Genomic DNA, 26,432 nt, shown 5'->3' with positions numbered 1-26,432 from the left:
ACTTCCGAGCCGTCGCAACCCGCTACGACAAGCGCGACGACAATTTCCTCGCATCCGTCAAGCTTGCGTCAGTCCGTATCTGGCTGCGGGCTTACGAGTCGGTGACCTAGACTGGCGCCCCGAGCTGGTGTCGCCGCGACTTTTCCGCCGCAGCATCGGCAGGGGTTGCGTTCATCGTGCAAAAAGGCGATCCCCGTCTTCGAAAGACAACGCAACACCCGCCCCTCGGCGCACGGAGTAGGACATGAAAATCGGCGGCACCCCATATCGCACGATCTGGCCGGAAAGCGACGGCGCGGTCGGCATCATCGACCAGACGCGGCTCCCGCATGCCTTCGAGACGCTGAAGCTCGCGACGCTTGAAGACGCGGCGCATGCGATCCGAATCATGCAGGTGCGTGGCGCGCCGCTCATCGGCGTAACGGCGGCCTACGGCCTCGCGCTGGCGGTCCGCGCGGATGCGTCCGATGGTGGCCTTGAAAGCGCGGCGAAGACGCTTGCCGCCACGCGTCCTACGGCGGTCAACCTCGCCTGGGCGCTCAACGAGATGCTGCAAATTCTACGCCCGCTTGCGCCCGCCGAGCGTGTCGCCGCCGCCTTCGCCAAGGCCGCGGAACTCGCCGACGACGACGTCGAAACCTGCCGCCGCATCGGCGCGCACGGCAAGGCGATCATCGAGGAGATCGCGGGAAAGCACGACCGCACGCTTAACATCCTCACCCATTGCAACGCGGGCTGGCTCGCCTGCGTCGACTGGGGCACGGCGCTTTCGCCTATCTATCAGGCGCATGATGCGGGCATTCCCGTGCATGTGTGGGTGGACGAGACGCGCCCGCGTAATCAGGGCGCGGCACTGACCGCGTTCGAACTCGGCGCGCATGGCGTCCCGCATACCGTGATCGCCGACAATGCGGGCGGCCATCTCATGCAACACGGGGACGTGGATCTCTGCATCGTCGGTTGCGACCGTCTCGCGGCGGCGGGCGACGCGGCGAACAAGATCGGCACCTACCTCAAGGCGCTGGCGGCGAAGGATAATGGCGTGCCGTTCTATTTCGCGCTGCCGCTGTCCACCATCGACTGGACGCTTTCGGATGGCGTGCGCGATATCCCGATCGAGGAACGCGACGCGCGCGAACTCACCCATATGACGGGCCGCGCCGAGAGCGGCGACATCGTCACTGTGCAGGTGACGGCACCGGGAAGCGCGGGCGCTAACCCCGCGTTCGACGTGACACCCGCGCGGCTCATCACCGGCATCATCACCGAGCGCGGCGTGTCGCCTGCCTCGCGCGAGGGGCTCGCCTCGACATATCCGGAATACGCGCGCACCGCGTGACGCGGCAACGGCCCGACACGAGAACGGCCGGTTTCCCGGCCGTTCGATTTTCGCGGAGAGTTTCGCCGCTACTTTACTTCCATTCCTCGATGTCGAGATAAGGCTGCTCCGACGGCGGCGCGATGGTGACGCCGGCGGTTTCCAGAGCCTCTTCCGGTTGCTCTTCCTCGACGCGCTTCGCGGCCTTCTTCACTTCGTTATCGAGGTCGATCTGCGAGCAGAGGCCAAGCGCGACAGGGTCTTGCGGCTGAAGACTGGCGGAATTCCAGTGCGTGCGCTCGCGGATGCTTTCGATGGTCGATTTCGTCGTGCCGACGAGGCGCATGATCTGCGTGTCTCGCAACTCGGGATGATGGCGCAGAAGCCAGAGGATCGCGTTCGGGCGGTCGTGACGGCGCGAAACCGGCGTATATTTCGGCGCGCGTTTGGCCTTGATCTCCGGGATGTGAACCTTTGAGCGCGCAAGCGTGAGCCGATAGGAGGAGTCTTCCTGGCCGCGGGCGATTTCTTCGCGCGTGAGTTGGCCCGCGCCGATGGGATCTGCGCCGCGAATGCCGGCCGCGACGTCGCCGTCTGCGATCCCCTTCACTTCGAGCACGTGCAATCCACAGAAATCGGCGATCTGGTCGAATGTCAGCGCGGTGTTCTCGACGAGCCAGACGGCCGTCGCCTTCGGCATCAGGGGTTTGTCGCTCATAAATTTCCTCCGGTCCTGGAAGCGCGAGCCCTCTCCGCTTCCTGGGCATTCAATTTCCGATTGTGTGGGGGAACCCGCAATCGAAGGGTTAGCGCATAATATAGTCGCTGGTGTGCCTTTGTGCAAACTCTGGATTGTCGGCGTCGATGGCATCGATCCGAGATTTTTGCGCGGTTTGCGGCACGAGGCTGTAAATGCGCGCGGCGGCGATGACGGCCTGACCGAGCGCAATCGCGCCGTCGCCCGCCGGGTAGAGGGCGGGGGCGAGCACGTCGAAATCGCGCGCGAGTTTCGCCGAAACGCCTTCCAGCAACAGTCGATTATGGAAGACCCCGCCACACAGCACGATGCGCGCCAAGCCCTCGCGGCGGGCGAGTGAGCGCGCGGTGTCCGCGAGCGTGTCGGCGAGGAAGCCATGGAAGCGCGCGGCGATGATCGCGGGCGAGACATCGCGGGCGATGTCGTTGAAAAGCGCGATCCATAGCGCGCGCCAGCCGAGGGTCGGCGTTTCGTCGGGCGCGCGCGGCCACGCTCCGAAATCGGTGGGCGCCGAAGACGCGAGCGCTTCAAGCTCCACCGCCGCCTGCCCCTCATAGGTTGCCTCGTCGAAACAGATCCCGAGCGCGGCGGCGACCGCGTCGAACAGGCGTCCGGCAGACGACGCGGGCGGCGCGTTTACGCCTCGCGCCATCATCTGCAACGCGGGCGTGACGGGCTTCGCGGCGAGGCGGCGCAGGATGGGGAGATCGCCGAAGCGGGCAGCCGCCTCATCCCATCCGAGCGCGACGTCGAGATGCGCGAGCAGGTTGCGCCAAGGCTCACGCATGGCCTTCGCCCCGCCGATGAGCGGCACGGGCGCGAAGGTCGCGACGCGGCGGCAGGCGCGATAATCCGCGACGAGAAACTCGCCGCCCCACAGTTCGCCGCCTTCTCCCATGCCGAGTCCGTCAAGCGCGACGCCGAGCACAGGCGGCGCATCGAGCGGGACGCCGTGCTCCGCCATCACCGCCGCGATATGCGCATGGTGATGCAGAACGCGCGCGACGGGCAAGCCACGCTCCGCCGCCAGCGCCTCGCCCAGCCGCGTTGCGTGGTAATCGGGATGCGCGTCGACCGCGATGATGTCCGGCGCGAAGCGGAACAGGCGCTGGTAAAGCGCGAGGTTCGCGCGGTAATCGGCGTGCGTGGCGGCGTCTTCGAGGTCGCCCATATGCTGTGAAAGGATGGCGCGGGCGCCGCTCGCAAGGCAGAAGGTCGACTTCAGCTCGGCGCCCATGGCGAGCACGGCGGGCGCGCGTTCAAACCCTCGAATGCCGATCACCTTATCCGCGCTCGGGGAAGCGAACGCGGGGCGATCGGGCGGCAGCGAAAGCGGCGCGGGCGCAAGTCCCCGCGCGCGGCGGATGGAGCGGACGCGGCCCGCCGCGAGCCGTACCACGCTGTCGTCGAGCCGGTTCACGATGTCCCGGTCATGCATCAGGAAGGCGTCGGCGATGCTTGAGAGCCGCTCGCGCGCGTCGGCGTTCGCGATGCATTGCGGTTCGTCGCTGACATTGCCCGAGGTAAGCACGATGGGGCCGGGCAGTGTCTCCATCAGCAGGTGGTGCAGCGGCGTGTAGGGGAGCATGAAGCCGAGCGTCGTTTGCCCCGGCGCGATGCCGGATGCGAGCGGCGGGGCTTCAACGCGGGCGCCGAGCAGAACGATGGGCGCGGCGGAGCTTTCGAGCGCGGCCCGCTCCAGCGGCGCGACACCCGCGTAACGCTCGACCGTGGAAACGTCGCGAGCCATCAGGGCGAGCGGCTTGCCGCTGCGCCGTTTCCGCGCCCGCAGCAGCGCCACCGTGTCTTCGTTCGCGGCGTCGCAGGCGAGGTGAAAACCGCCGATCCCCTTGATCGCGACGATAGCGCCATCGCGGATGAGCCGCGCTGCGGCCTCGATCTCGTCGCGCGCGCCTCCGAGCGGAAGCGCCGCGCCGTCCGCGCCTTCGAGCCACAGCTTCGGCCCGCAGACAGGGCAGGCGTTCGGCTGCGCGTGGAAGCGCCGGTCGGCAGGGTCTTCGTATTCCGCGCGGCAGGCCGGGCACATCTCGAACGCGGCCATGCTCGTCGTCGCGCGGTCGTAGGGAATGGCGCGCACGATGGACAGGCGCGGGCCGCAATGCGTGCAATTGGTGAAGGCGTAGCGGTAGCGGCGACTTTGGGGGTCGCGGATATCGGCAAGGCAGGCGGGGCAGGTGGCCGCGTCGGGAACGATGCCGGTCGTAACATCGCCAGCGCCGCTCCCCACGATGCGGAACCCGTCCGGCGCAGGGCCGGCGAGCGGCGCGGTCTCGATGCGCTCGATGCGGGCGAGCGGCGGCGCGCGGTCAGCAAGTGCTGCGATGAGCGCGTCGAGCGCCTCGCGCGGCCCGAAGGCGCGGATCAGCACGCCCTCGGCGTCGTTCAGCACGTCCCCCGTGAGCCCAAGCTCGCGCGCGATCCGCCACACATGGGGGCGGAAGCCCACGCCCTGCACGAGACCGCGCACCCGGATCGATACGCCTTCGATGTCGTCAATCTCAGCCATTCAATGCACCGTGCAGACCATGCAGGGATCGAAAGAGCGGACGATATGCTGCACAGCGATGGGCGTCGTCTCGCCCGCCCGGACCGGCGCGCCGACAAGAGCCGCCTCGCATGCGCCGGGCTGGCCGCCGCCGTCGCGGGGCGAGAAGTTCCACGTCGTCGGCGCGATGATCTGGTAATTGAAGATGCGGCCCTTGCGGATGTCGAGCCAGTGGCCGAGGCTTCCGCGTGCCGCCTCGATCATGCCGGTGCCGCGCGCTTCGTCCGGCGTCGGCGCGGTCACGCAAAACGGCTCCTCGGGGCGGATCGCCATGGCCCAGCGCTCCAGCAAGAGAACGAGCCGCGCCACCTCGACGGCGCGCGCGATGACGCGGTTTCGCGCGTTGCTCCCCGTGCGCGCGGCCAGGGCCGTCACGAGCGGTTGACTGTCGACAAGCTGCCGGGCGAAAGCGCCGGTTTCGGCCACGCGGCCGCCAAGGCGCGGTGCCTTGCACCAGCTATAGCCGTCCGCCGCGTCGGCGTCGGGAAGCGTGATCCCGCGCGAGGGCGGACGCGGGCCTTCCGCCGCGCGCACCATCCATGCGCGGGCGTGGTCTTCGGCGATGTCCTCTTCGCGGAACGGGCCGACCGCGCCGCCCTGCCAGACGCCATGGGCGAAGGCGTGGCCGCCGTTCAGCGGATATGCGCCGAAGCTGAGACAGAGGCCGGGACCGGGGCCAAGCGCTTCGAGACCGGTAGCACGCGAGAAGGCGAGGAAGGCGCGGAAATCGCCGTGACCTTCGGCGCCCCATGCATCGAGCACCTCCACGCTGTCGAGAGCGGCCACCGCTTCCAGCGCATCGCCGTAAAATGTCGCCTCAAGGAAACGGCGAAGCCCGGCGATATGGCCCAGCAGCCGCGTCTGCTCCGCGCGGCCGATGGCGCGCGTCGTGCCGCCCGGTTGCAAGCCGAGCGTATGCGGCCAATGTCCCGCCAGCAGGCCCATGATGCGCAGGAACGCCGCGCGCGCAGGCAGAAACTCGCGCTGCGCATCGCCGCCCATCGCCCGAAAGCGCGCCGACGCTTCCGCCCACGGTTCGCTCGCGTAAATTTCGCGCGCGAAATCCGGCATGAAGAACAGGTAGAAATGCGTGAGATGGTCCGCGATGTTTTCGGTGGCGAGGACGATGTTTTGCAGATGCGCGCCGTTTTCGGGCGGCGTCAGTCCTTGCGCGTTTGCCAGCGCCGCCGCCGCCGCAATCGACTGCGACACCGAGCAGATGCCGCAGATGCGCGGGACATAGACGAGCGCATCGGCGGGCGCCTTGCCGACAAGGATCTGCTCGAAGCCGCGAAAAAGCGGGGAATTCACGTAAGCCGCCGCGACGCGCCCATCCTCCACGTCGAGGCGGATTTCGAGGTCGCCTTCCACGCGGTTGAACGGCCCGGCGATGAGGCGGGTCATTTGGGTTTCCCCGACGCCTTGCCCGGCGGCACCGCGATGCGCTCCGCAAGCGCGTTCTTGCGCAGCCGCTCCGGCGTTGCGGCCTTGGCGAGCGAGGCAAGCGCGACGAACCACGCCTTCGGCATGTCGGTCGGCAGGCCCACGGGAATGCCGCCCCGTTTGGGCGTTTCGAGATACGGCGCGTCGCGTTCGCCGAACGTGGGCTCGGTACAGCCGATGCACGGATAGCCGCCGCGAATGCAGGAGCCCTCGCCGTTCCACGCCCGCATGTTGCAGTCGCCATGAACCTGCGTGCCGATGCAGCCGAGATGCTCCATCAGGCAGCCGAGTTGGCCCGGCTCCTTGGCGCTCGCCTTGTATTCGTAGAATTCGTTGCGGGTGCAGCCGTGATGCACGAGGTGATCCGCGTAAAAGCGCGGGCGCCCGTATGCATCGAGGTCCGACGCGCCGAGCGTGCCGTGGCCGAGTTGCACGAGCGTTTCGACGATCCAGCCCGGATGGGTGGGGCACCCCGCGATGTTGATCGGCGGCAGGCCGGAGCGCGAGCGGAAGGCGGTGCCGAGAACGCCGCCCGGCTCCGCGCCGTCGAAGGCGAGACCGCAGGCTTCGGTGACATTGTCCCCCGCCGCCGAAATGCCGCCATAGGCGGAGCAAGAGCCGATGGCGACGACATGGCGCGCGAGGCTCGCAAGCTCGGCGGCGAGGTGCATCACCGGCTTGCCGGTGCCAGGCTGAAGATGAAAGCTCCCGGTGCCGGAAGGCCCGCGCAGGATCGCGCCTTCGACGCAGAGGATGTCGAGCGGCTGCTGGCCGGACAGAATGCGGCCTACAAGCGCGTGATAGTCTTCGCCCGACGCTTCGCCAAGCGAGGGATGCGCGAGCACGTCGATGCGGCCGACATCGAGCGCCGCGAACAGGTCCGGGCTGTCGGCGTTGAGAAGCGACATCGAGCAGCCGCCGCAGCCGCCGGATTGCAGCCAGAACAGCGTGAGGCGAGCGCGCTTGTCCGAGGCGCTGGGCGGGAAGTTCGGCGGCACATCACGCGGCATGCCGCGCCCCCTTCGGCAGGGTCAGCGTGAACACCACGCCGCCGCCTTCGCGGTTCGCCGCGGCGAGCTTGCCGCCGAAATCCTGCGCCAGACCGTAGCTCAGATAAAGGCCGAGGCCGAGGCCCTTGCCGACGGGCTTCGTCGTGAAGAACGGCTCGAACAGCTTCTGCATGGCGTCGGGTGCGATGCCGGGACCATGGTCGCGGACGCGGAGCGCGACGAAGCCGCCGTCCTCGGTCGCGTCGATCTCGATCAACGGACGCGGATCGCCCTCCATCGCGTCGAGCGAGTTCTGAATGAGGTTGACGAGGATCTGATGGACGGCGCCGCGCGGCGCATGCGCCATAAGCCCGTCGGGCACGTTGATGGAAACGTCCTGCCGCGAGCGTGCGATCTTCACCACCCAGTTTGCCGCCGTCTGCACCACGCGCAGAAGCTCGAAATCCTCCGACGCTTCCGCCTGATTGGCCGAAAACCGCCGCAGATCCTGCACGATCTCGCTCGCGCGCGTCGCGCCTTCGAGCGTGCCGTCGAGCAGCGGCTCGATGTCGGCGAGGATGCGGTCGATCTTCAGATCCTTTCGGAGCGCCGCCAGTGCATCGCCGGACGCCCCTCCGTTCATCGCTTCGAGATAGGTGCGGATGCGCGTGCCGTATTTTTTGAGCGCATGCATGTTCGCGAAGACGAAGCTGATGGGGTTGTTGAGTTCGTGCGCGACGCCCGCGACGAGCCGGCCAAGCGCCGCCATCTTCTCGGAAAAGATGAGGTGCTGCTGCGCTTCCTGCAATTCGCGGTGGGCGGCGTTGAGCGATTTGTAGGCGCGGCGCAGCTCCCCGAGCGGGCGTCCCACCACGACGACGCCCGCGAAGCGGCCCTTGTGGTCGAAGCGCGCCGAGCAATTCATGACGAAGGGCGAGGGCGCGCCCGCCGCATCGCGCAAGGACAGTTCGCAGTCCGTCACGGCGCCGTCCTCTCGGGCACGGGCGAGCATGTCGTCCACAAGGCCAGCGCTTTCGGCCACGAACAGCGAGGCGAACGGCTCGCCGGAAAGGTTCGCCTCGTGCCGCCCGGTGACGACTTCGAGGGCGCGGTTCACGCGCGCGATGCGATTGCCGCGGTCGCACACGGCGAGCACATCGGCCATGGCGGCGAACACGCTCGCCATGAGCGCCTGCGCCTCTTCGAGGGCCGCGTTCTTCGCCTCAAGCTCTACCTGGTTTTCGACAAGCTCGGCATAGACCGCATCCATCTTCTGGATGACTTCGATCCACGCCTCTTCGCCCGCTTCGCCGTCGCCGAGCGCCCCTGCCACGCCCGCTCGCGCAAGGAGGCTTCGGCTGTCTGGCGGGGGCGCGGGTTGTTTCAGCATTGGCGGTCGTCGCTTTCGTTTACGCGCGCTTCTTGGCGGTCTCCAGCGGCAGCGCCTCGATCTTTTCGAGGCCGTAGCGTTCGAGCTTCGCGCGAAGGCCGACCCGCGACAGGCCGAGTTCCTTCGCGGCGCGGCTCTTGTTCCAGCGATGACGGATGAGGCTCTCTTTCAGAATCTGCGCCTCGACCGATTCGATGCGCTCGCGCAGCGTTCCTTCGAGACCGGCGACCGAAAGATCGATGCTCCCAAGATAGGGCTTCGAGGCTGAGGGGCTTGCCGCCGCCTGCTGAACGCGCCGCGACAGGTGCTCCGCGCCGATCACGCCGCCCTGCGGTCCCATGATCAGCGCGTGCTGGATCTCGTTCTGAAGTTCGCGGACGTTGCCGGGCCATGGGTAAGCCTTGAGGCAAGCCACCGCTTCGGGCGACAGGCCCTTGACGCATTTTCCGAGTTGCTTTTGCGCCTTGTCCAGGAGCGCGCACGCAATCGACGGAATGTCCATCAGGCGCTCGCGCAAGGGCGGAAGGTGGATCGTGACCGGTGCAAGGCGATAATAGAGGTCCTCGCGGAAACGGCCCGCCTGCACCTCGGCTTCAAGCTCGCGGTTCGTGGCGGCGATCACGCGTACGTCGATGGTACGCGTCTTTTGCCCGCCGACGGGGCGGATCTCGCCCTCCTGCAACACGCGAAGCAGCTTCGCCTGAAGGCGCGGCGACACTTCGCCGATCTCGTCGAGGAAGACGGTGCCGCCGTCCGCGCGCTGGAAAAGGCCGATATGGTCGTCCACCGCGCCGGTGAACGCGCCGCGCTTGTGGCCGAAGAGTTCGCTTTCGAGGAGTTCGTCCGGCAGCGCCGCGCAGTTCTCGACCACGAACGGCTTGTTCCAGCGCTGGCTGTTGTAATGAAGCGCGCGCGCGATGAGTTCCTTGCCGGTGCCGGATTCGCCCGTGATCATCACCGAGACGTCGAAGGGGGCGACGCGGCGCATGCGCTCGCACACTTCGTTGATGGGGCTCGACTTCTCGCGCACGATGCCGTCGTCGCCCTTGTAGAGGTCGCGGAGGCCGGCCCGGCGTGTGGCAACCACACGTTCGGCGCGCGTGGAGGACATTCTCAGCTCGACCGCCAGAAGTTCGTTCTCGCGCTGGAGCTTATACAGTCGCGCGGCGTTCCTCAGCGTGAGGGTCAGGCTGTCCGGCTGCCAGGGCTTCGTGACATACTGGTAAATGCCTGCCTCGTTGATGCCCTGAATGATGTCGTCCGCATGCGTGTAGCCCGAGATGATGAGGCGCACGACATCGGGCCAGCGCTCGCGCACGTTCTTCAGAAACTCGACGCCCGAGATATCGGGCATCCGCTGGTCGCAAAGCACCACCTGAATGGGCTCGTCTGCGAGGATGGCTTCGGCTTCGCGAGCGCTCGTCGCTTTCTTCACGTCGAAATCGTCTTCGAGAATGCGTTCGAGGGCCTCGACGCTTCGGAGTTCGTCATCGATCACGAGCACGGGCGGAAGCGCGGTCATGGCGCACTCCGGGAAGCGCGGCAGGAATGGATCAGGTGACGGGGGCAGTCTGGCATCAACATATCCTTGGAAGCGGATCGCCCGCGAGCCAATCTACCATGCGGTTTCCGCCGAACCTTGTACGCATTTGGACGAAGGCGTGAGGGTCCGCGACAGCCTCGCCGATGATGGCCGCGTCGCGCGCGAGGGGATGCGCGCGCATGGCGGCAAGCAAGAGCTGTGCCTTATCCGGCGGCGCGATCGCGATGAGCTTGCCCTCGTTCGCGATGTAGAGCGGATCGAGGCCGAGAAGCTCGCAGGCGGCGGAGACATCGGGCTTGATCGGGATCGCGGCTTCATCGAGCCGGAAGCCGACGCGGGATTGCTGCGCGATTTCGTTCAGCGTCGCGCCGAGGCCGCCGCGCGTCGGATCGCGAAGCACGCGGATGCCGGGCACCGCCGCGACCATGTCAGCGACGAGGGTGTGAAGCGCCGCGCTGTCGGAGAGGATTTCCGTTTCGAAGGTGAGGCTTTCGCGCTTCGAGAGCACAGCGATGCCGTGATCGCCGATGCTGCCCGAAAGCAGCACCACATCGCCGGGCCGCGCGCGGTCGCCGGAAATCTCGACGCCCTCCGGGACGACGCCGATCCCGGTCGTCGTGATGAAGACGCCGTCGCCCTTGCCCTTTTCGACAACTTTCGTGTCGCCGGTGACGATGGGAACGCCCGCCGCGCGGCTCGCCGCCGCCATGCTGGCCACGATGCTGTCGAGGTCGGCGAGCGGAAAGCCTTCCTCCAGCACGAACGCCGCCGAAAGATAGAGCGGGCGCGCGCCCGCCATCGCCACGTCGTTGATGGTGCCATGCACGGCGAGCGAGCCGATATCGCCGCCGGGGAAGAACAGCGGGGCGATCACATGCGCGTCGGTGCTCATCACCATGCGGCCCGCGTCGACGGCGAACGCCGCCTGATCGTTGCCCTGTGCGAGAAGCGGATTGTCGAGGTGGCGGCGGAACAGCGTGCGGATCAGTTCGGCGGAAGCGCGGCCGCCCGCGCCGTGGATCATCTCGACCGTACCTGTCAGCTTGCCCTCACGCGCGCCGAACCGCGCCTCGATCGCGCTCATGCGGCCTCCGACGCGGCGCGCTCGCGGAAGCGGCCATAGGTCCAGTAGGCGGCGCATGCGCCCTCGGACGACACCATGCATGAGCCGACGGGGCTGTCGGGCGTGCAGCCCTTGCCGAACAGCTTGCAGTCGACCGGCTTTTTCGCGCCGCGCAGGATTTCCGCGCATTCGCAGGATTTCGCGTCCGGCGCCGAGCGCGTCACGATGGAAAAGCGCTTCTCGGCGTCGAACGCGGCGTAAGCGTCGCGGATCTTCAGCGCGCTGTCGGGCACCGCGCCAAGCCCGCGCCACTCGAAGCTTTCGCGGCGCTCGAACACCTCGTCCACGATTGCCCGCGCCTTCAGGTTTCCGTCGCGCGTGACGACGCGAATATACTGGTTTTCGACCTCCGCGCGGCCGTCGTTCAACTGGCGGATCGCCATCAGCGCGGCCTGCATCACGTCGAGCGGCTCGAAGCCCGCGATCACGACCGGGCGGTGAAACGTCTCGGTGAAATACTCATAGGGGCGGCTGCCGATGACCGAACTCACATGCGAGGGGCCGATGAAGGCGTCGACATCCAAAGCCGCTGCCGTCAGCAGATGGTTGAGCGCGGCGGGCGTCAGCACGTGATTGCAGAACACGGAGAAGTTGCGCAGCCCTTCGGCTTTCGCGGTGCGAAGCGCCACGGCGGTCGGCGGCGTTGTCGTCTCGAAGCCGATGGCGAAAAACACGACTTCGCGGCCCGGATTGTCGCGCGCGATGCGAAGCGCGTCGTCCACCGAATAGACCATGCGCACATCCGCGCCTTCCGCCTTCGCCTTGAGCAGGCTCCGCCGCTTCGACGCGGGCACGCGCAGCATGTCGCCATAAGAGCAGAGGATGACGCCGTGCTGCTCCGCGAGTTCCAGCGCATTGTCGATGCGCCCGATGGGCAGCACGCAGACCGGGCAGCCGGGGCCGTGCACGAAGCCGACATTCTCCGGCATCAGATCCTGCACGCCATAGCGGAAGATCGCGTGGGTATGGCCGCCGCAGAATTCCATGATGGAATAGCGGCGTGCGGGGTTTGCCTCGCGCGCGATGGCGGCGGCAAGGCCCATGGCCAGCGCCTGATCGCGAAACTCGTCGACGAACTTCATCGCGCCGCCTCCCCGAATTCGGCGAGTTCCGCGTCGAGCCCAGCCTCGCGCATCATGACAAGCGTGCGCGCGGCCTCGTCCGGCGAAACCTTGTGCAACGCGTAGCCGACATGGACGAGCACAAACTCGCCCGGTTTCGCGTTCTCGATCAGTGCAATGGAGATTTGCTTGCGCACCGGCCCGAGCGCGACAACGGCGGTGTCGGCGGCTTCGTCAACGGACACGATTTCGGCGGGAATGGCGAGACACACAGGCTACACTCCCGAGGTTTCGAGGCCGGTCAGCGCAAGCGTGCGCTGCGCGCGCAGCCAGCCCGCCCACGCCTCCATGCCTTCGCCGGTCTTCGCCGACACGCGCAGGATCTTGATGCGCGGGTTGATCGCGCGCGCGTTCGCTGCCAGCGCTTCGACGTCGAAATCGAGATGCGGCAGCAGATCCACCTTCGTGATGAGCATCAGATGCGAGGTGCGGAACATGTCCGGGTATTTCAGCGGCTTGTCCTCGCCCTCGGTGACGGAGCAGAGCACGACGCGCGCTTCCTCGCCGAGGTCGAACATCGCGGGGCAGACGAGGTTGCCGACATTCTCGATGAACAGCACCGCGCCTTTTCCGGGCGCGAGGTGATCGGCGGCGTGGCCGGTCATGTGCGCGTCGAGATGGCAGCCCTTGCCGGTGTTGATCTGGATCGCGGGCGCGCCCGTCGCGCGGATGCGCTCGGCGTCGTTCGTCGTTTGCTGGTCGCCCTCGATGACCGCAACGGGCACATCGGCCTTGAGGCGCTCGATGCTGCCGACGAGAAGCGTCGTCTTGCCGGAGCCGGGCGACGAGACGAGGTTCAGCGCGAGAATGCCGTCACGCGCGAAGCGCGCTCGGTTTTCGCGGGCGAACGCGTCGTTCTTCGACAGAACGTCCTGCTCGATCTTCACCACGCGCGCCTTGTGGTCGTGCTCGTGGGAATGGCCGTGGCCATGCGAATGTGAATGATCGTGTTCGACGCCATGCTCATGGTGATGATCGCCGCCGCCATGGCTGTGGGCGTGCCCGTGTCCATGGTCGTGATGGTCGCCCTCGCCGTGATCGTGACCCTCGCCGTGCTCGTGATCGTGAGTGTGGTGATGGGTATGCGGGTGAGAATGCGTCACGCCGTTTTCATGGGTGTGCTCATGGGCGTGGCTATGAGTGTGGTCGTGGTGGTGGTGGCCGTCATGATCGTGGTCGTGATCGCCATGCGCATCGCCGTGTCTTGCGCCATTCGCCCCGTTGACCGACGCCGCTTCAATCTTCGTTTCGCCGTCTCCGCATCCGCACGTGCCACACATCAGTCGACCTCCAGCTCTCTTATTCTTAATTCGTCGCCGCCTGTTACCTGCAACTGGAAGCTGCCGCAACTTGGGCAGGTTCCGCTACGCTCCTTTATGATGACGCTCTCGCCGCACGCGAAACACCAGGCCACCGCCGCCGTTTCCACGATGTCGAGCGCCGCATTCTCCGCGATGGTGCCGCGCGTCGCCGCGTCGAAGCAGAACCGCAGCGCCTGCGGCTCGACCGTTGCGAGCGGCCCGATTTCCAGCCGCACAACGCGGACGCGGGAGTAATGCTGCGCGGCCGCCTGTTCTTCGAGAATACGCACGACACCTTGCGCCAACGCCATCTCGTGCATCAATGCACCCTCACTTCATAGCCGACGCAAGGGTCGACGGCGGTCACAAAAAGGCGAGCGATTCTCGCGACATCCTGAGCGGGGCCATGCGCGATACGGGCGAGCCCGCGCGCCGCTGCGCCGTTCGGGTGAAAGTTCCATTCCGTGGGCGCGAGGATGCGGTAGCGCGAAACCTTCCCCCCGCTCAATTCGACGGCGTGGACGAGGCGGCCGCGCGCGGCCTCGATCTGCGAAAGGCCGATGACGGGCGCCATTTCGCTCCGTTCGGGCGTGGCGGGCTCGGGAGCATCGAGCGTCGCCACGGCATCGCGCAGACGCCCCGGAACGCGCGCGACTTCGACGAGGCACGCAGCAAGCCGCGCGCCGAGGCCGAAGCCGTCTTCCGTTTCGAGCGCGCGGATGAGCGGATGAGCGAGCGAGCGGGCGAGCGGCGATGTTTCGCGCGGCACGCCTTCCCAATCCGGCGCGGCGACGAATTTCGCGGAGCCTTCGTCGAAAAGCCGCGCGGCAAGGCAGTCGCGGTCGAAGACGGGGAGTGGCGATACGGAAGCCGCGCCCGCGTCGAGGAAACCCTCTGTCGCGAGTTGATCGAACAGGCGCTGGGCGATGGTATGCCGATGCGAGGCCCAGTTGATGAGGTCGGCCTTCGTCTTTCGCGCATGCCAGATGCGCAGCGGTTCCCCGAAGATCGCGCATTCGAGCAGCGCCTCGCTGGCGGCGATGTCCTTTTCGACCCCGTCCTTCTCGTAGGCGAACGTGCCGCCGAAGCGCAGCGCCTCGCGCCCCTCGTCGAGATGGCGCGCAAGGTCGCGTTCCGTCTGCATGACGGCGCGAAGTTCGGCGGCCGGCGGAGGTTGCGGCGCGTCGAGGAACTGCGACCAGTCCATGAGGATGCGAAGCGTATGCTCGCGCGCGTTTTCGGCGAGCACGCGCATCTCGCGCACCCGGCGCGTGCTGTCCGGCACGACGATGCCGCGCGCTTCCTCAAGGGCCGTGGCTGCGGCGGCGGACTGCGCCGCCTTGCAGGTCGCGAACAGGAGCGAAACCGTTTGCGCGATTTCGCTCGGGCTGTGGCCTGAGAACTGCCGCGTGATGGAGAGCGGACGACTCGATTCGATGCGCACGCAATGGCCGTGCGGCACGCGGCGGTAGAGGTCGATTTCGATCCGCCCTTCCGCCGTCATGCCGGGTCTCCGCTCGATGAACTGCCGCTCTCGGGGATACGCCCGAAAATGAGGCCGCGACGGGAAAGCTGCGGCTTGCGGCGTTCGGCTTCCGCCCTCGGATGGTGGTCGGCGTCGAGCAGCGCGGCGAGCGCCGCCTCGGCCGCGATCAGCGCGGCGTTCTGGTCTTCGAACTGCGTAACCGGCGAAAAAAGCGAGCACATTCGATAAGGGCCAAGCCCCGCCTCGCCACCCGCGATGAATTCGAACGTTCCGGCTGGCAGCGCGTGGTGGATTTTTGCGCCGCTCGGCGATTCGCCCCAGCTTTCGGCATCCTCGACCGTCTTCGGCAGCAGCATCGCGTTGATGAACCACGGCGTGACAAGCACCGCGAGCCACAGGCTGCCCACTTCGCGCGGGCCGACGGCGGCGACGGCGAGGCGCGGGTTCAGCAGCGGCACGTCGGCCATGCGCGTGGCGTGGATGCGCTCGAAAACGGTTTCGAGACGGCGTGCCACCGCTGCCGCTTCGTTTGCCCGCGCCTCACTCATCGCGCGCTTCCAGCAGCAGAAACTTCTCCTTCGGCGCGTCGCAGACAGGGCAAGACCATTGCGCGGGCAGCGCGCCGAAGGGTGTGCCGGGCGGGATCTGCCATTCCTCGCAGCCTTCGGCGGGATCGTAGACATGCCAGCAGATGCCGCATTCGAGCCGGGCACTATCGCCAAGCTTCGTCACATCGCCGCCGAACGAGCCCGCGAAGAAATGATCCTTCACCGATAGACCCCCAGAATTTCCGCGAGCCGCTCCGCGCTGTCTTCGAGATCCTCGCGCGCGGCGCAGGCGACTTCGGGCACGCGGCAAACCTCGATGGTGTTGAGGATGAGAATTTCGCGCGAATTGAAATAGCGCACCCACCATGCATTTCTGACGCCGGTGGACGAGATGCGGCAATTGCCGTAGCCGCGCGACAGGATCGTGACCGCGCCCTGCCCGAGGCGGGCGTCGAGATACGCGATGTCGCCGTCGCTGACCGGCAGCAGCGATAAGTTGATGGCATGGGTCGGCGTGCCGGGAGCATAGGCTGCGAGCCGGTCGGCGAGTTCGGCGGCGATGGAAGGCGCATTCATGAGGTCGTCTTCGGCGACCGTGTCGATTGCACGCAAGGTCGGCGCGCCAGCTTCCTGCGCGGCGCCCAGCACCGACAGCGGGAACTCGCCCACCTCGATGGCGTCGGCAATCAGCGCGCCGTCGCTGCCGACCACGTGGATGCGCCAGACGCCCGCCAGCACCGCTTCCTGCGCCTGAACGTGGTTGCCCGCGACGATGCTCACCTCGCCTTCGCCGAGCATCTCATCGACAAAGGCGCGGTTGTCGGCGTCGAGGTCCAGAAGGTCGACGGTGATCGACGTGCCGGGAGCGGGCGCAGCGCGAAGGGCTTCAAGCGCCGCGTCGAGTTTGTCGAGTGCCGCCGTATGCGCCGCCGCGACCTCGGGTTCCGGGATCGGCGGCATGGAAAAGGTTGCCATGCCCTTGGGCAGTTCCATGAAGGCGAGTTCGCCCTCTTCGTCGTCGGGTTGGCTGCCGGGGCCGGCGAGCGGACGCGTGATGCTCATTCGGAATGGTCCTCCGCGAGGGGCGCGCTACCGTTCGCGGCAGGCACGCAATGGTCCGGGAATTTGTAAGGCGGCGGGGCGGACGGTTCGCTCGCGAGGATCGCGCCGATTTCGCGCATGTAGTCCGGCCAGTTCAGCACGCGGGTGATCGCGCCGAGATAGCTATCGCCGCGCAGGAAGACGAGCGCCGGGAACGCGTTGAAGCGGAAGCGCAGTTGCAGCGGCCGCTCGGCGGATTTCTCCACGAGCGCGGGCGTGACATGCGGGAAGCTCTTCAGCAGTTCCGGCAGGATCACGGCGACATCGGCGCTTTCGACGAGGCGGTCGGTGTCGCCGGGGAAGAACAGCACGCTGTCGGCATGCGCGGCGAGGAACGCGTCGAGCGTCGCCTCGCTGACGATGGCAAAGCCGTGGCGCGCGGCAAGCGCTTCGATCGGGGGCGAAGTCATCAGGCGGCGTCTTCCGGCTCGGGTTTGCGAAGGTGCTCGGGAAGCTGCGGCTCGCGGCCGATGAGGTCGGCGAACAGGTGATCGATGGAGGTTTCGCCCTGCATGACGAGCGCCAGCGCCTTCAGCGCGTCGGCGGTCTGACGGGCGTGCTCCTCGCTGACGACTTCGCGCGCCGCGTCGAGGAAGGTCAGCACCCATGTGCCTTCGGGTTGCTCGCCGACAAGGATCATGTCGATCTCGCGAAGCTCGTGATCGCCGCCGCCCGCGTTGCCCTCGGCGCGGCACAACGCGAAGCGGCCTTTGGGCTCGACGACCTGCATGGGAATGCCGACACACATCAGCGTTGCCCTTCCCGCTCGGCCGCAACCTTCGTCGCAGCCATGGCCAGCACGCGCTCGTCGCCTACGCGGCAGGCGTCGTCCTCGTCGGGGCGCTCGTCCTCGTAGCGCGACAGCACCATGCGCTGGCAGGCAATCGTCTCGCTCTCGGGCAACGGTGTTTCGCGACGCCGCGCCTCGATGCCGAAGCGCGCGAGATAGGCGAGCGCGTGGTCGATGACGGCGGGGATCCGCGCCTTGACCTCGTCGCGCAGGCTGCCGCCGTAGTCTTCCAGCTCAACGGGCTGCACGCCGATCAGAAACAGATGCCTGGGCAGCTTGCCGAGGAGATCGGCGGTGGCAAGCACTTCCTGAAAGCCGGTCTGATGCAGGCTCATTTTCTTCGCGCCGAGGAATTGCGGCACATCCTCATTTTCCGCGAGTTTGAGCGTGGCGGGCGGCAGGCCGTAATCGACCGCGTCGAACACGACGAGAATGTCGGTGGACGTGATGTGATCGAGGAGGTAAAGCCCTTGCGTGCCGCCATCGAGGAGCCGGACGTTGTCCGGGAACGCGTAATCGCGGTTCAGCGCTTCGACCGCGCGAACCCCGAAACCTTCATCGGCCCATAAAAGGTTGCCGATACCGAGAACCAGCACGCTCGTGCTCTGGCGCATAATTTTGACCCACCCCGCTACGCGCTCTCAAGCAAAATCATGCGCCTGAAGAGCACCGGCAACTTGTTGATTCCTGTGCAGTTCAGAATTTTACATACGATGATCGAGCCAGCGGCAGGGGCGAATCGAATGGATAATTCACTGCACTGGGCATGTCGCTCCTTAGACTTATCCTCGTTCTTAGCGGATGAGGGGTGCGTCAGCAAGCTTCAGGCCAAATTGCCGCGCCGCTGCGGCGATTTATACTCTTTGCCAATGGAAGCCCGGCGGGATGACGATGAGACTTGCGGTGTACGGCAGGGAATAGCGTTATAAAAACAAAGCGTTAAGTCCGGTCTCGCCGCCGCAGCTTGGGCAGGCGCGCGCCGGATGGCCCCGGTGGTGCGCATCGCGGATCGCCCTCGAGAACGCGCGCGTCTTCATCTCGGGCGCCAAGTGGAAACGGGGCTTCCACAAAATCGGCGTTTCGGTTGTCTTCTTTGCGCGACAAAAGTATGAAGCCAAACGCTTTTTTGAGTTCATAAAAAGAAGCGCGGGTCGTGCCCGCGCCAGTATCCTTTTATGGCCTCGACCGAGCCATAGGTTAGCTTGCGTTGTCGGGCACGAGAAGTGGGAAGCGAACCGGCGGTGCACATCAAAGCCGTCGGGCAGGGCCGCATGCGCTGGCTTGGCCCGGTCTCACGACCGCTTGCGATTACAATTATTGACTTCGATCAATTCGAAGGAGCGCGGTAAGCTTCCTTTAGATGGGCAGGCGCTATGACTGGATGAAGCAAGAACGACAGGCTTCGGCACGTATCATGATCCGCTTCAATGCCTGGCCCATCATCAGCCTCTTCCTCGCCGGTATCGGTATTTCGGGTGGCCTTTTCCTTTTCGCCTTGCATGCGGGAAGTATCGACGGCATCGGATTGACGACGACGCTGGCGAGACAGCAAGCGGCGATCGAAGCGAGCAAACCCCATGGCCAGGGGTTCGCCAAGGCGAACAAAGCTATAGAGAGCGATAAGACGAGCAGTCTTGCGCCGGGTGGCGACTTCAAGGCCTTTGCTGCAAGTGCGCATGACGGCCCGCGCCCCGCGTTGATCGCCCTTCCCGGCGAACCGGTTGTCGAAGCCATTACCTCCGAGTAGGCCGACGCGGGGTTGGCCAGGCTCAAATCGCGCCGACGTCGCCTTTGCATTCACCGACTTGCGCCCGCGCCGATCTGCTATTGACCGCGCGCTCCCATCCACCTATGGTCCACAGGCGCGCGCGGACGTTTTCCGCACGGTGTATTTCGTCCTAGTGAGCCCATAGCTCAGCCGGTAGAGCATCTGACTTTTAATCAGAGGGTCGATGGTTCGAATCCATCTGGGCTCACCATTTAAATCAACGGGTTAGTCCTTACGGTGCGGATAATCTCAGCGTCGGGGTAACGCTCCGGGTAACAATCCCCCCATTTCTGCTGCGGCGGTTTTTCATGTCTCAGAGCGTAAGAGCCAATTCTCGACCAAAAGCCCCTTCACACGACAAACTCTCCATCGTTGGCGGTAACTAGCGGGAAGCCCAATGCGAGCGCGTGGGCCGCGATGAGCATGTCGTTCGGCCCGATCGGCACACCCTCGCCTCAAGTTCCGCGTGAAGCCGTCCGTAAGCTTCATCTTAAGGGAATGATGTCGATCCCTTCGAGCACAGCTGTGACCTAGCCAGGTTGTTCTTCACACTTTAGCCGCAACGCGCCACGCAATTGGCCGGTTCATCCCCGCGTGTGCGGGGAACTCAATTGCGTGGATTCAATGGAACGTCCCGGACCGCGCCACTTCCGCTTTGGGTCCAGGGTGAACCTCGACGTTTCCGGGCAGGGATCTTAGTATAGCGTCGGCGGAATTTCCGTAGCTGAGGGCATGCTGCCGGCCATTTTCCGGGCCTGATCTCTCAAATCGACCCGACTCGGCTATTGTCGCTTCGCGAGCGACACGGCGCATCCGCTTGTTCGGAAAGAGCAAAACCGCGCGAGGTGGTTGCGGGCTAGGGGAGACAATGCCGAAGCCATCAACGACCGTGGCACTCTTCGGTATGTCCCCCGACAGATACAGAGCGGCGATTGCAGCTTCGCGAGGGTTCATTAAGCTTCTCTCGATGCGCTCTCTACTAAGCCGCCGGCGGGATGAATGATCGCTCCTGCCAAGAATCGCCCATCTAAGTCATTTCTCGATGATTGCGAATAGAGAGCTTACAACCAGTTCTCGGCTCTGACGCCGGGCATCCGGGCAAACTCGCGCATGTTATTCGTCACGACGATCAATCCTTCGCTACGGGCGTGGCCGCCGATCTGCATATCGTGGGGGCCGCACGGCGTTCCCGCTCGCTCCAGTTCCGCCCGGACCTGCCCATAATGAGCGGCGGCCTTGTTGCCGAACGGCAGCACCTCCAGCCGCGCCACGAAATGTTCGATCGCGGTCAGGTTTTCGACACGGCGGGCTGACTTCTGCGCCCCGTAATGCAATTCGCCAAGGGTGATGCTCGATATGCAAAGCTGTTCGGCCAGCGCATTGAATTTGTCCCGCACGGCAGGCGGGTAAATCTTCATCACGTAGATGCAGATATTGGTATCGAGCATGTAGGCAAGCATCAGAATGCCTCGCGCTCTTCCGCCTTCGGCTGCTCGCGCTCGACCATGAAATCCTCGCTGACACGTGGACCGCTCTGGAATAGATCGTCCCATCTCTTGCCTTGGGGCACGATCACGCGGCTGCGGCCAATTATAAGAATATCGACGTGATGCACGTCCTCGGGAAAAGCAACGGCCTTGGGAAGGCGAACAGCCTGGCTGCGGTTGCTGGTAAAGACGGTCGAACTGGTCATGGCTTATCCCGTGTGTGATATGCAATTGGGATATACATAGCGCCAGACGACGAAAATGACAAGGCGAGGCACACCATCATGATCGCTCCCTTCCTCGCTCCCTGTCGGCCACGTGTTCGAGCCGTTGCAAGGTCGCCCGGCGCGCAACGTGCGCGAACGCCTCTGCTTCCTGCAGGGTGACGGGCTTGACGATATAGCTGTCGCCTTGCTGGAGCACGATCGCCGGGCGGCCGTCCCTCAGCGTTCTCCGGCCGCGATAGACGAAGGGACCGCGATCTGTCGGACAAAACAGCCGATGCGGCGGAAAGCCGGGGCTGCGGGCCGCGCGGTCGTTGCGCCGTGCGATATAATCGGCAAGCACGTACTGGCGCTCCGCGATGGCGACTTGCCGCTGCGCCTCAAGGTTTCGATTCTCGAACGTGACCTGGCCCTCGTTGCCATGGGAATGGATGAACCGCGCTGATCGCAGCACCGGGGCTCGCGAGCGTTTCAGGACGCCGCGCGACGAAGTATATGTTGAATTCGATCTCCTATTGAAGGCTCGGTAATTAGTTTAGAACTATTATATTTCCATATTATGCTTAAGTCATAAAAACTTGCTGCTGCTCTGTGTTTAACTTAAATGACGGTGCATTTAGAGGCAACGACGCAGGAAGCCACCATGAGAAGAACTATTTTTGCCGGCGCGCTTTCAATCGCAACGATTATTTCGGCAATCGCGGCACAAGCGCAGGAATTGACCGTTTATTCCGGCCGTGGCGAAAGCTTCGCTGGCCCGATCTTCAAGATCTTCGAGGAACAAACGGGGATCAAGATCAAGGCGCGTTACGGCTCCACGGCCGAATTGTCCGCGCTCCTGAAGGAAGAAGGCGCGAAATCGCCCGCCGACGTGTTCCTTGCGCAGGACGCGGGCGCGCTGATCGAAAATCGCCCGCTTTTCGCCGACGCGCCGAAGGCTCTCTCCGAAGCCGTGCTGCCCCGGTTCCGCAGCAACGATCCGAAGTGGCTCGCCACGTCTGGCCGCGCGCGCACGCTCGTCTACTCGAAGGAGCGCGTAAAATCCGACCAGCTTCCGAAATCCGTGTTCGACCTGACGAAGCCCGAGTGGACGGGCAAGGTCGGCTATGCGCCCAAGAATGCGAGCTTCCAGGCGTTCCTGACAGCGCTGCGCGTCCAGGAAGGGGAGGAAAAGGCGAAGGCTTTCGTCAAGGGTCTCGTCGATAATGGCGCGAAGACCTACGCGAACAACGTCGCTATCGTGCAGGCCATCGCCGACGGCGAAATCGATGCCGGTCTCGTCAATTCCTATTACCTGACGCGCTTCGTCGCCCGCGATGCCAAGGTGCCGGTGGCGCAGACCTTCTTCGACAAGGGCGATATCGGCAATCTGCTCTTCGTATCCGGCGCAGGCATCGTCGAAACGAGCAAGAACAAAGCGGACGCGGCGAAGCTGCTGGACTTCTTCCTGAGCCCCGCCGTGCAGCAGCATTTCGCGAGCGCCATCGGCGAATATCCGGTCGTCAAGGGCGTGATCCCGAATCCGACGTTGACCGGCCCCCTCGCGACGCCGACCGACTACGCGCCCAAGGTTCCGCTGGAAAAGCTCGGCGACGTCAACGCCACCAAGAAGCTCCTGACCGAGCTTGGCCTCCTGTAACAATGAAGCCCCGGATCGAAACGGCAAGCGGGATGCGCGCCGCCCGCGCACAGGCGAGATGACCGCGCAACCGCAAGCCGCTGCCGAGCGTTCGGCACCGTGGATCGAGGTTTTCGGCCGCCGCGGGGCGACCGGGCGAAAACCGCCGCTGTTCCTCATGCTGCCCGCCATCGTCGCGGGCGCCATGATGCTCATTCCGCTCGTCTATCTTGTCGTTCGCGCCAGCGCCACGGAACGCACCGAACTCGCCGCCATCGTGCTGCGGCCGTTCACGCTGCAAGTCACGCTCAACACGCTGGCGCTCGTCGGCTCGGTGCTCGCGCTCACGACAGCGATTGCATTGCCGCTGGCGCTCCTCGTCACGCGGACGGACGTCCCGGCGAAACGGGCGATCACCATCCTCGCCACGCTGCCGCTTGCCATACCCGGCTACGTGATGGCTTACGCGCTGATCGGGCTTTCCGGCTATTACGGGCCGCTCAACGCGTTCTTCGGCCTGCGCCTTCCCCGCCCGGAGGGGCTGTTCGGCGCGGCGCTGGCGCTCTCGCTCTACACCTTCCCCTACGTCTTCCTGAACGTGCGCGCGGCGCTCCTCGGCCTCGATCCGGCGCTGGAGGAAAGCGCGCGCAGCCTCGGCCGCTCGCCGCGCGCGGCCTTCCTGTCGGTAACGCTGCCGCATCTGCGCCCCGCCCTGCTTTCGGCGTGGCTCGTCGTAGCGCTCTATACGCTTGGCGATTATGGCGCGATTGCCCTGATGCGCTACGATGTGCTCTCGTCCGCGATCTTCAGCCAATACGCCAATGCGTTCGAGGTGAACTACGCAGCGTGGCTCGCGCTCATGCTGCTCGCGATTGCCGCCGCATTTCTCGTGCTCGAAGGAGCGTTGAACCGCGGGCGGCGTCTCACCCGGACGGGCACGGGCACGCGCCGGAGCGTCCTCGCCGTGGCGCTTGGGCGCTGGCGGTGGCCCGCGCTCGGGTTCGCAGCGCTCGTTCACATCGCCTCGCTCGGCGTGCCCGCGCTTGTCATCGCCTTCTGGCTCTCGCGCGCCCCCGCCGATGTGGATTGGGCGAAGGTGCCCGTTACGGTGCTGGGCACGCTTTCGGTCGCGCTGCCCGCCGCAGCGCTCGCCGTCGCCATCGCGGTTCCGGTGGCGCTTGTCGCAACCCGCTGGCCCTCGCGGCTGACCTATGGCATCGAGCGCATGACGTATTTCGGCTATGCGGTGCCTGCACTTCCTTTTGCGCTTGCTACCGTGTTCTTCACGCTCGCGGTCGTGCCCGCCCTCTACCAGACGGTTGCGATCCTCGTCATCGCGCTGACGCTGCACACGGCGGCGCTCGCAGTCGGCCCCGTGCGCGTCCGCCTCTTGCAGATCGGCCCACGCGTCGAGGAGAGTGCGCGCTCCTTCGGCTATTCCGCACCGGCCGCATTCTGCTCCGTGACGCTTCCGGCGCTTTCGCGAAGTGTGCTGGCCGGAGCGATCTTCGTTTTCATCGTTGTGGCGAAAGAGTTGCCGATAACGCTCCTTCTCGCGCCCTCCGGTTTCACAACCATGGCGATGAATGTCTTCAGCCGAACGCAGGAGGGCATGCTTTACGAAGCCGCGCCCTACGCCGCGCTCATGATCGGGTTTTCCGCGATATCCGTCGCGCTGATGCTCCGTTCCGAAAGGGATCGCCCGTGACCGATCTCACGAACACCGCCGCGCCTTTCCTGCGCATCGATGGCGTTTCGAAGCGCTTCGGCGATGTGACCGCGCTTCGGGACGTCTCGCTCGACCTTCGCAAAGGCGAAATCCATGCGCTGATCGGCCCTTCGGGCTGCGGAAAATCGACGCTTCTGCGCATCGTCGCCGGTTTTGAAACCGCCGACGAGGGCTCTGTTCATCTTGGCCAGCGCCGCATCGATACGCTCAAGCCCGAGGCGCGCGGTATCGGCATCGTCTTCCAGGATTATGCGCTGTTTCCGCATCTGACCGTGGCGCAAAACGTGGCCTTCGCGCTGAAATACGCGGACGATGCTCGCCGGGTGGCCGGGACGGCGCCGCTCCTGCGCATGGTCCGCCTCGACGGGCTCGAAAGTCGCTTCCCGGACGAATTGTCGGGCGGCCAGCAGCAGCGGGTCGCACTCGCGCGAACCTTTGCCGCGGGCCCGCGCGCCATTCTGTTGGACGAGCCGTTTTCCAATCTCGACGCATCCTTGCGCGAGACGACGCGGCGCGAGATCCGCGACATCCTGAAGGCAAGCGGGCTCGGCATCCTTTTCGTCACCCACGACCGCGAAGAGGCACTGTCCTTCGCCGACCGCATCTCCGTGCTTCGCGAGGGCGGCGTGGAGCAAACCGGCCTGCCGAAAGACCTGTATTTCCGCCCGGCGAATGCCTTCGTCGCGGGGTTTCTCGGCTCGACGAATTTCCTCGACGGCATCGCGAACGGGGCGAGTGCCGAAACGCCGCTCGGGCGCGTTGGCCTCGACCGACCCGCGAGCGGCCCCGTGCGGCTGTCGCTGCGTCCTGAAGCGATCGGCATCGCGATGGAGGGGAGCGACGGCGTGCCGGGCATCGTCGCGAGTCTCGTGTTCAAGGGGCACGACGCTTCCGCCTTTGTCCGGGTCGGCGAGACGATTTTCGAGGTGCTGATGCGCGCATCGCTCGACATCCGGCCGGGGCAGCGTGTGCATGTTGCAGCGCACTTGCCCGCGGTCGTCCTGAAGGAGTGATGAAACGATAAGCTTAGATCAGCCTGCGTTTAATCGGACTCGACTTGACGCAGAAAAGCTGATCGACAACAGAAATCCAAAGTGTTGTGCGGCGTCTGATTTGCGGCACGACGCTGTAATCTCGAGCGCTCCTGGTGGCCCTGGGAGCCGGTCGCGCTGCGGCGCTCTGTACTTCTTGCCCGCTCGTAACAATAGTTTACCTATACCACGTCGCGTTCTTCCGCACACGGGTTGTGTCTTTCCGGAACGGGATGAAGATTTTCCGTCGCGCAACATCGTGAGATGGGGGGCCGGAAAGAAAGGGCGTGAAAGGATAGAGACAGAATTGTTCGAGGACAAAAATGTTTCATCCCTGACTTTGGCTAAGCCATTGATCCATTGTCTAAGCGACGCCGATGACAAAAACGACGTTTCATCCTGAAACGCCGTCACCTCGCCATCACGGATGGCTGAACCTTCTCGGCGAAACAAAAAAGTTTCATCCTATTTAGGCTCAGGATTCATTGTTGGGCAGCTAGAAGATAACCGTTGCGGCGGCGGGCTTCGGAATAGCGTGTCGGCCATCCTGTGCCGCTCGCGGTTGAGCGCCCTGTCGTTCGTGTAAGGCCTACGGCTTCGGGACCACGGAATGCAGGCAGCCGCCCACCCAGCACTCTTCGTAACGACATCGTCCGCTCTCGGTCTTCAATGTGGCCGAGCTGGCTGCGCACACTTCCCAAAGCGCTTGGGTTATTGATAGGATCGCACCATCCGACCGCCCTTAACTCGATTGTCTATATGCGTGATCTTTCCTGATGATCATCGCCCTGCCTCGTCAATGTCCTCGGGGCCGAGGGAGAGGCGGTTTTTATCTTGGACTACCCAAGCGGCTCGCCCACGCTGTGGGGAGCTTACGGTTTCGAGCGCCGCAAGATGCTGCGAATTCAGGCTTGCCAATCACCTTGCCACCCTCTGCCACAAGGAGCGAAATTCATGGAGATTTCTGAACGAGACTTCACCGCTGCCTTAGGAAGTGTGGACTCTTGGGATTCCCAAGGGCAAGCAAATCAGATTCAAGGCTGTCATTTGGGAGGCAGCCATGGGTGTTCTGGACCGTCTGGTTCTTCGAGACGATCAA

The 26,432-nt window shown here is 65.1% G+C and carries 26 protein-coding genes, 1 tRNA gene and 2 pseudogenes; 7 read left to right on the top strand and 22 right to left on the bottom strand.

Going from position 1 to position 26,432, the window contains the following annotated elements:
• Together KKP04_RS14540 and mtnA are read left to right on the top strand one after the other, a co-directional pair.
• A pseudogene (locus tag KKP04_RS14540) lies at nt 1–110 on the top strand (IS5/IS1182 family transposase); the annotation flags it as partial.
• Nucleotides 111–244: 134 nt separating this feature from the next.
• Nucleotides 245–1,339, top strand: coding sequence for an S-methyl-5-thioribose-1-phosphate isomerase (mtnA, locus tag KKP04_RS14535; protein ID WP_215033154.1), 1,095 nt, complete (start codon nt 245–247; stop codon nt 1,337–1,339).
• Nucleotides 1,340–1,412: 73 nt separating this feature from the next.
• On the opposite strand, the gene KKP04_RS14530 is transcribed toward mtnA, so the two are convergent.
• The 18 genes from KKP04_RS14530 to KKP04_RS14445 all read right to left on the bottom strand — a co-directional run bounded on the left by KKP04_RS14530 (nt 1,413) and on the right by KKP04_RS14445 (nt 18,090).
• A complete protein-coding gene (locus KKP04_RS14530) occupies nt 1,413–2,036 on the bottom strand; it encodes a DUF1013 domain-containing protein (RefSeq protein WP_215033151.1) in 624 nt (207 codons plus the stop codon).
• Between the two features lie 88 nt (nt 2,037–2,124).
• Nucleotides 2,125–4,602, bottom strand: a complete 2,478-nt coding sequence (hypF, locus tag KKP04_RS14525) for a carbamoyltransferase HypF (protein ID WP_215033148.1) — start codon at nt 4,600–4,602, stop codon at nt 2,125–2,127.
• A complete protein-coding gene (locus KKP04_RS14520) occupies nt 4,603–6,045 on the bottom strand; it encodes a nickel-dependent hydrogenase large subunit (RefSeq protein ID WP_215033145.1) in 1,443 nt (480 codons plus the stop codon). It lies immediately after the preceding gene.
• Nucleotides 6,042–7,094 carry a hydrogenase small subunit gene (locus tag KKP04_RS14515; RefSeq protein WP_215033142.1) on the bottom strand — a complete coding sequence of 351 codons (1,053 nt, stop codon included), beginning with the start codon at nt 7,092–7,094 and terminating at the stop codon, nt 6,042–6,044. The genes KKP04_RS14520 and KKP04_RS14515 overlap by 4 nt, the downstream gene beginning before the upstream one ends.
• On the bottom strand, nt 7,084–8,463 hold the full coding sequence (locus tag KKP04_RS14510; RefSeq protein ID WP_215033140.1) for a sensor histidine kinase: 1,380 nt from the start codon (nt 8,461–8,463) through the stop codon (nt 7,084–7,086). The genes KKP04_RS14515 and KKP04_RS14510 overlap by 11 nt, the downstream gene beginning before the upstream one ends.
• A 19-nt stretch (nt 8,464–8,482) precedes the next feature.
• The gene (locus KKP04_RS14505; protein ID WP_215033137.1) at nt 8,483–9,985 is read right to left on the bottom strand and encodes a sigma-54 dependent transcriptional regulator; all 1,503 of its coding nucleotides are present in this window, start codon (nt 9,983–9,985) and stop codon (nt 8,483–8,485) included.
• A gap of 55 nt (nt 9,986–10,040) precedes the next feature.
• On the bottom strand, nt 10,041–11,090 hold the full coding sequence (gene hypE, locus KKP04_RS14500; RefSeq protein ID WP_215033134.1) for a hydrogenase expression/formation protein HypE: 1,050 nt from the start codon (nt 11,088–11,090) through the stop codon (nt 10,041–10,043).
• Nucleotides 11,087–12,211 carry a hydrogenase formation protein HypD gene (gene hypD, locus KKP04_RS14495; protein WP_215033131.1) on the bottom strand — a complete coding sequence of 375 codons (1,125 nt, stop codon included), beginning with the start codon at nt 12,209–12,211 and terminating at the stop codon, nt 11,087–11,089. Before hypD ends, hypE begins: the two co-directional genes overlap by 4 nt.
• The gene (locus KKP04_RS14490) at nt 12,208–12,462 is read right to left on the bottom strand and encodes a HypC/HybG/HupF family hydrogenase formation chaperone (RefSeq protein WP_215033128.1); all 255 of its coding nucleotides are present in this window, start codon (nt 12,460–12,462) and stop codon (nt 12,208–12,210) included. Before KKP04_RS14490 ends, hypD begins: the two co-directional genes overlap by 4 nt.
• A 3-nt stretch (nt 12,463–12,465) precedes the next feature.
• On the bottom strand, nt 12,466–13,530 hold the full coding sequence (gene hypB / locus KKP04_RS14485; RefSeq protein ID WP_215033125.1) for a hydrogenase nickel incorporation protein HypB: 1,065 nt from the start codon (nt 13,528–13,530) through the stop codon (nt 12,466–12,468).
• Complete coding sequence (gene hypA, locus KKP04_RS14480) at nt 13,530–13,862, bottom strand: hydrogenase maturation nickel metallochaperone HypA (RefSeq protein ID WP_371818830.1); 333 nt, start codon at nt 13,860–13,862, stop codon at nt 13,530–13,532. The genes hypB and hypA overlap by 1 nt, the downstream gene beginning before the upstream one ends.
• An 8-nt stretch (nt 13,863–13,870) precedes the next feature.
• The gene (locus KKP04_RS14475) at nt 13,871–15,055 is read right to left on the bottom strand and encodes a nickel-dependent hydrogenase large subunit (RefSeq protein WP_215033119.1); all 1,185 of its coding nucleotides are present in this window, start codon (nt 15,053–15,055) and stop codon (nt 13,871–13,873) included.
• The gene (hybE, locus tag KKP04_RS14470; RefSeq protein WP_215033116.1) at nt 15,052–15,585 is read right to left on the bottom strand and encodes a [NiFe]-hydrogenase assembly chaperone HybE; all 534 of its coding nucleotides are present in this window, start codon (nt 15,583–15,585) and stop codon (nt 15,052–15,054) included. Before hybE ends, KKP04_RS14475 begins: the two co-directional genes overlap by 4 nt.
• Nucleotides 15,578–15,808 carry a rubredoxin gene (locus KKP04_RS14465; RefSeq protein WP_215033113.1) on the bottom strand — a complete coding sequence of 77 codons (231 nt, stop codon included), beginning with the start codon at nt 15,806–15,808 and terminating at the stop codon, nt 15,578–15,580. The genes hybE and KKP04_RS14465 overlap by 8 nt, the downstream gene beginning before the upstream one ends.
• Nucleotides 15,805–16,647, bottom strand: a complete 843-nt coding sequence (locus KKP04_RS14460) for a hydrogenase expression/formation protein (RefSeq protein ID WP_215033110.1) — start codon at nt 16,645–16,647, stop codon at nt 15,805–15,807. Before KKP04_RS14460 ends, KKP04_RS14465 begins: the two co-directional genes overlap by 4 nt.
• On the bottom strand, nt 16,644–17,096 hold the full coding sequence (locus tag KKP04_RS14455; RefSeq protein ID WP_215033107.1) for a hydrogenase-1 expression HyaE: 453 nt from the start codon (nt 17,094–17,096) through the stop codon (nt 16,644–16,646). Before KKP04_RS14455 ends, KKP04_RS14460 begins: the two co-directional genes overlap by 4 nt.
• Nucleotides 17,096–17,434, bottom strand: coding sequence for a HypC/HybG/HupF family hydrogenase formation chaperone (locus KKP04_RS14450; protein ID WP_215033104.1), 339 nt, complete (start codon nt 17,432–17,434; stop codon nt 17,096–17,098). The genes KKP04_RS14455 and KKP04_RS14450 overlap by 1 nt, the downstream gene beginning before the upstream one ends.
• On the bottom strand, nt 17,434–18,090 hold the full coding sequence (locus tag KKP04_RS14445) for a HyaD/HybD family hydrogenase maturation endopeptidase (RefSeq protein ID WP_215033101.1): 657 nt from the start codon (nt 18,088–18,090) through the stop codon (nt 17,434–17,436). Before KKP04_RS14445 ends, KKP04_RS14450 begins: the two co-directional genes overlap by 1 nt.
• A gap of 746 nt (nt 18,091–18,836) precedes the next feature.
• Between KKP04_RS14445 and KKP04_RS14440 the strand changes: the two genes are divergently transcribed.
• A complete protein-coding gene (locus KKP04_RS14440; protein WP_215033098.1) occupies nt 18,837–19,223 on the top strand; it encodes a hypothetical protein in 387 nt (128 codons plus the stop codon).
• 156 nt (nt 19,224–19,379) lie between these two features.
• Nucleotides 19,380–19,455, top strand: a tRNA-Lys gene (locus KKP04_RS14435).
• Between the two features lie 95 nt (nt 19,456–19,550).
• Here KKP04_RS14435 and KKP04_RS15625 read toward each other — a convergent pair.
• The 4 genes and pseudogenes from KKP04_RS15625 to KKP04_RS14420 all read right to left on the bottom strand — a co-directional run.
• Nucleotides 19,551–19,734: pseudogene (locus KKP04_RS15625) on the bottom strand (PIN domain-containing protein); the annotation flags it as partial.
• Nucleotides 19,735–20,305: 571 nt separating this feature from the next.
• The gene (gene vapC, locus KKP04_RS14430) at nt 20,306–20,704 is read right to left on the bottom strand and encodes a tRNA(fMet)-specific endonuclease VapC (protein WP_215033095.1); all 399 of its coding nucleotides are present in this window, start codon (nt 20,702–20,704) and stop codon (nt 20,306–20,308) included.
• A complete protein-coding gene (vapB, locus tag KKP04_RS14425) occupies nt 20,704–20,937 on the bottom strand; it encodes a type II toxin-antitoxin system VapB family antitoxin (protein WP_215033093.1) in 234 nt (77 codons plus the stop codon). Before vapB ends, vapC begins: the two co-directional genes overlap by 1 nt.
• Nucleotides 20,938–21,013: 76 nt before the next feature.
• Complete coding sequence (locus KKP04_RS14420) at nt 21,014–21,409, bottom strand: hypothetical protein (RefSeq protein ID WP_215033090.1); 396 nt, start codon at nt 21,407–21,409, stop codon at nt 21,014–21,016.
• A 189-nt stretch (nt 21,410–21,598) separates the two neighbouring features.
• Between KKP04_RS14420 and KKP04_RS14415 the strand changes: the two genes are divergently transcribed.
• From KKP04_RS14415 to KKP04_RS14405, 3 genes are read left to right on the top strand one after another with little or no spacing between them, the layout of a single operon-like run.
• Nucleotides 21,599–22,594 carry an iron ABC transporter substrate-binding protein gene (locus KKP04_RS14415; RefSeq protein WP_215033087.1) on the top strand — a complete coding sequence of 332 codons (996 nt, stop codon included), beginning with the start codon at nt 21,599–21,601 and terminating at the stop codon, nt 22,592–22,594.
• Between the two features lie 58 nt (nt 22,595–22,652).
• Nucleotides 22,653–24,281: an iron ABC transporter permease gene (locus KKP04_RS14410; protein WP_251134145.1), complete on the top strand. Its 1,629-nt coding sequence runs from the start codon at nt 22,653–22,655 to the stop codon at nt 24,279–24,281.
• The gene (locus KKP04_RS14405) at nt 24,278–25,315 is read left to right on the top strand and encodes an ABC transporter ATP-binding protein (protein WP_215033084.1); all 1,038 of its coding nucleotides are present in this window, start codon (nt 24,278–24,280) and stop codon (nt 25,313–25,315) included. The genes KKP04_RS14410 and KKP04_RS14405 overlap by 4 nt, the downstream gene beginning before the upstream one ends.
• The last annotated feature ends 1,117 nt before the right edge of the window (nt 25,316–26,432 follow it).

Source organism: Rhodomicrobium sp. Az07 (genome assembly GCF_018619475.1).
Classification (GTDB): Bacteria; Pseudomonadota; Alphaproteobacteria; order Rhizobiales; family Rhodomicrobiaceae; genus Rhodomicrobium.
Note: the sequence above shows the minus strand (reverse complement) of the source record. Positions and strands in the feature narration are given on the sequence as shown.

Coding starts and splice junctions, on each gene's coding strand:
- KKP04_RS14510 (WP_215033140.1), bottom strand. CDS start 8,463: ATGCTGAAACAACCCGCGCCCCCGCCAGACAGCCGAAGCCTCCTTGCG.
- KKP04_RS14460 (WP_215033110.1), bottom strand. CDS start 16,647: ATGAGCATCACGCGTCCGCTCGCCGGCCCCGGCAGCCAACCCGACGAC.
- KKP04_RS14475 (WP_215033119.1), bottom strand. CDS start 15,055: ATGACGGCGGAAGGGCGGATCGAAATCGACCTCTACCGCCGCGTGCCG.
- hypE (WP_215033134.1), bottom strand. CDS start 11,090: ATGAGCGCGATCGAGGCGCGGTTCGGCGCGCGTGAGGGCAAGCTGACA.
- vapC (WP_215033095.1), bottom strand. CDS start 20,704: ATGCTTGCCTACATGCTCGATACCAATATCTGCATCTACGTGATGAAG.
- hybE (WP_215033116.1), bottom strand. CDS start 15,585: ATGAGTGAGGCGCGGGCAAACGAAGCGGCAGCGGTGGCACGCCGTCTC.
- KKP04_RS14530 (WP_215033151.1), bottom strand. CDS start 2,036: ATGAGCGACAAACCCCTGATGCCGAAGGCGACGGCCGTCTGGCTCGTC.
- mtnA (WP_215033154.1), top strand. CDS start 245: ATGAAAATCGGCGGCACCCCATATCGCACGATCTGGCCGGAAAGCGAC.
- hypD (WP_215033131.1), bottom strand. CDS start 12,211: ATGAAGTTCGTCGACGAGTTTCGCGATCAGGCGCTGGCCATGGGCCTT.
- KKP04_RS14410 (WP_251134145.1), top strand. CDS start 22,653: ATGACCGCGCAACCGCAAGCCGCTGCCGAGCGTTCGGCACCGTGGATC.
- hypB (WP_215033125.1), bottom strand. CDS start 13,530: ATGTGTGGCACGTGCGGATGCGGAGACGGCGAAACGAAGATTGAAGCG.
- KKP04_RS14505 (WP_215033137.1), bottom strand. CDS start 9,985: ATGACCGCGCTTCCGCCCGTGCTCGTGATCGATGACGAACTCCGAAGC.
- hypF (WP_215033148.1), bottom strand. CDS start 4,602: ATGGCTGAGATTGACGACATCGAAGGCGTATCGATCCGGGTGCGCGGT.
- hypA (WP_371818830.1), bottom strand. CDS start 13,862: ATGGCGTTGGCGCAAGGTGTCGTGCGTATTCTCGAAGAACAGGCGGCC.
- KKP04_RS14440 (WP_215033098.1), top strand. CDS start 18,837: ATGGGCAGGCGCTATGACTGGATGAAGCAAGAACGACAGGCTTCGGCA.
- KKP04_RS14455 (WP_215033107.1), bottom strand. CDS start 17,096: ATGACTTCGCCCCCGATCGAAGCGCTTGCCGCGCGCCACGGCTTTGCC.
- KKP04_RS14450 (WP_215033104.1), bottom strand. CDS start 17,434: ATGTGTGTCGGCATTCCCATGCAGGTCGTCGAGCCCAAAGGCCGCTTC.
- KKP04_RS14445 (WP_215033101.1), bottom strand. CDS start 18,090: ATGCGCCAGAGCACGAGCGTGCTGGTTCTCGGTATCGGCAACCTTTTA.
- KKP04_RS14515 (WP_215033142.1), bottom strand. CDS start 7,094: ATGCCGCGTGATGTGCCGCCGAACTTCCCGCCCAGCGCCTCGGACAAG.
- KKP04_RS14520 (WP_215033145.1), bottom strand. CDS start 6,045: ATGACCCGCCTCATCGCCGGGCCGTTCAACCGCGTGGAAGGCGACCTC.
- KKP04_RS14415 (WP_215033087.1), top strand. CDS start 21,599: ATGAGAAGAACTATTTTTGCCGGCGCGCTTTCAATCGCAACGATTATT.
- vapB (WP_215033093.1), bottom strand. CDS start 20,937: ATGACCAGTTCGACCGTCTTTACCAGCAACCGCAGCCAGGCTGTTCGC.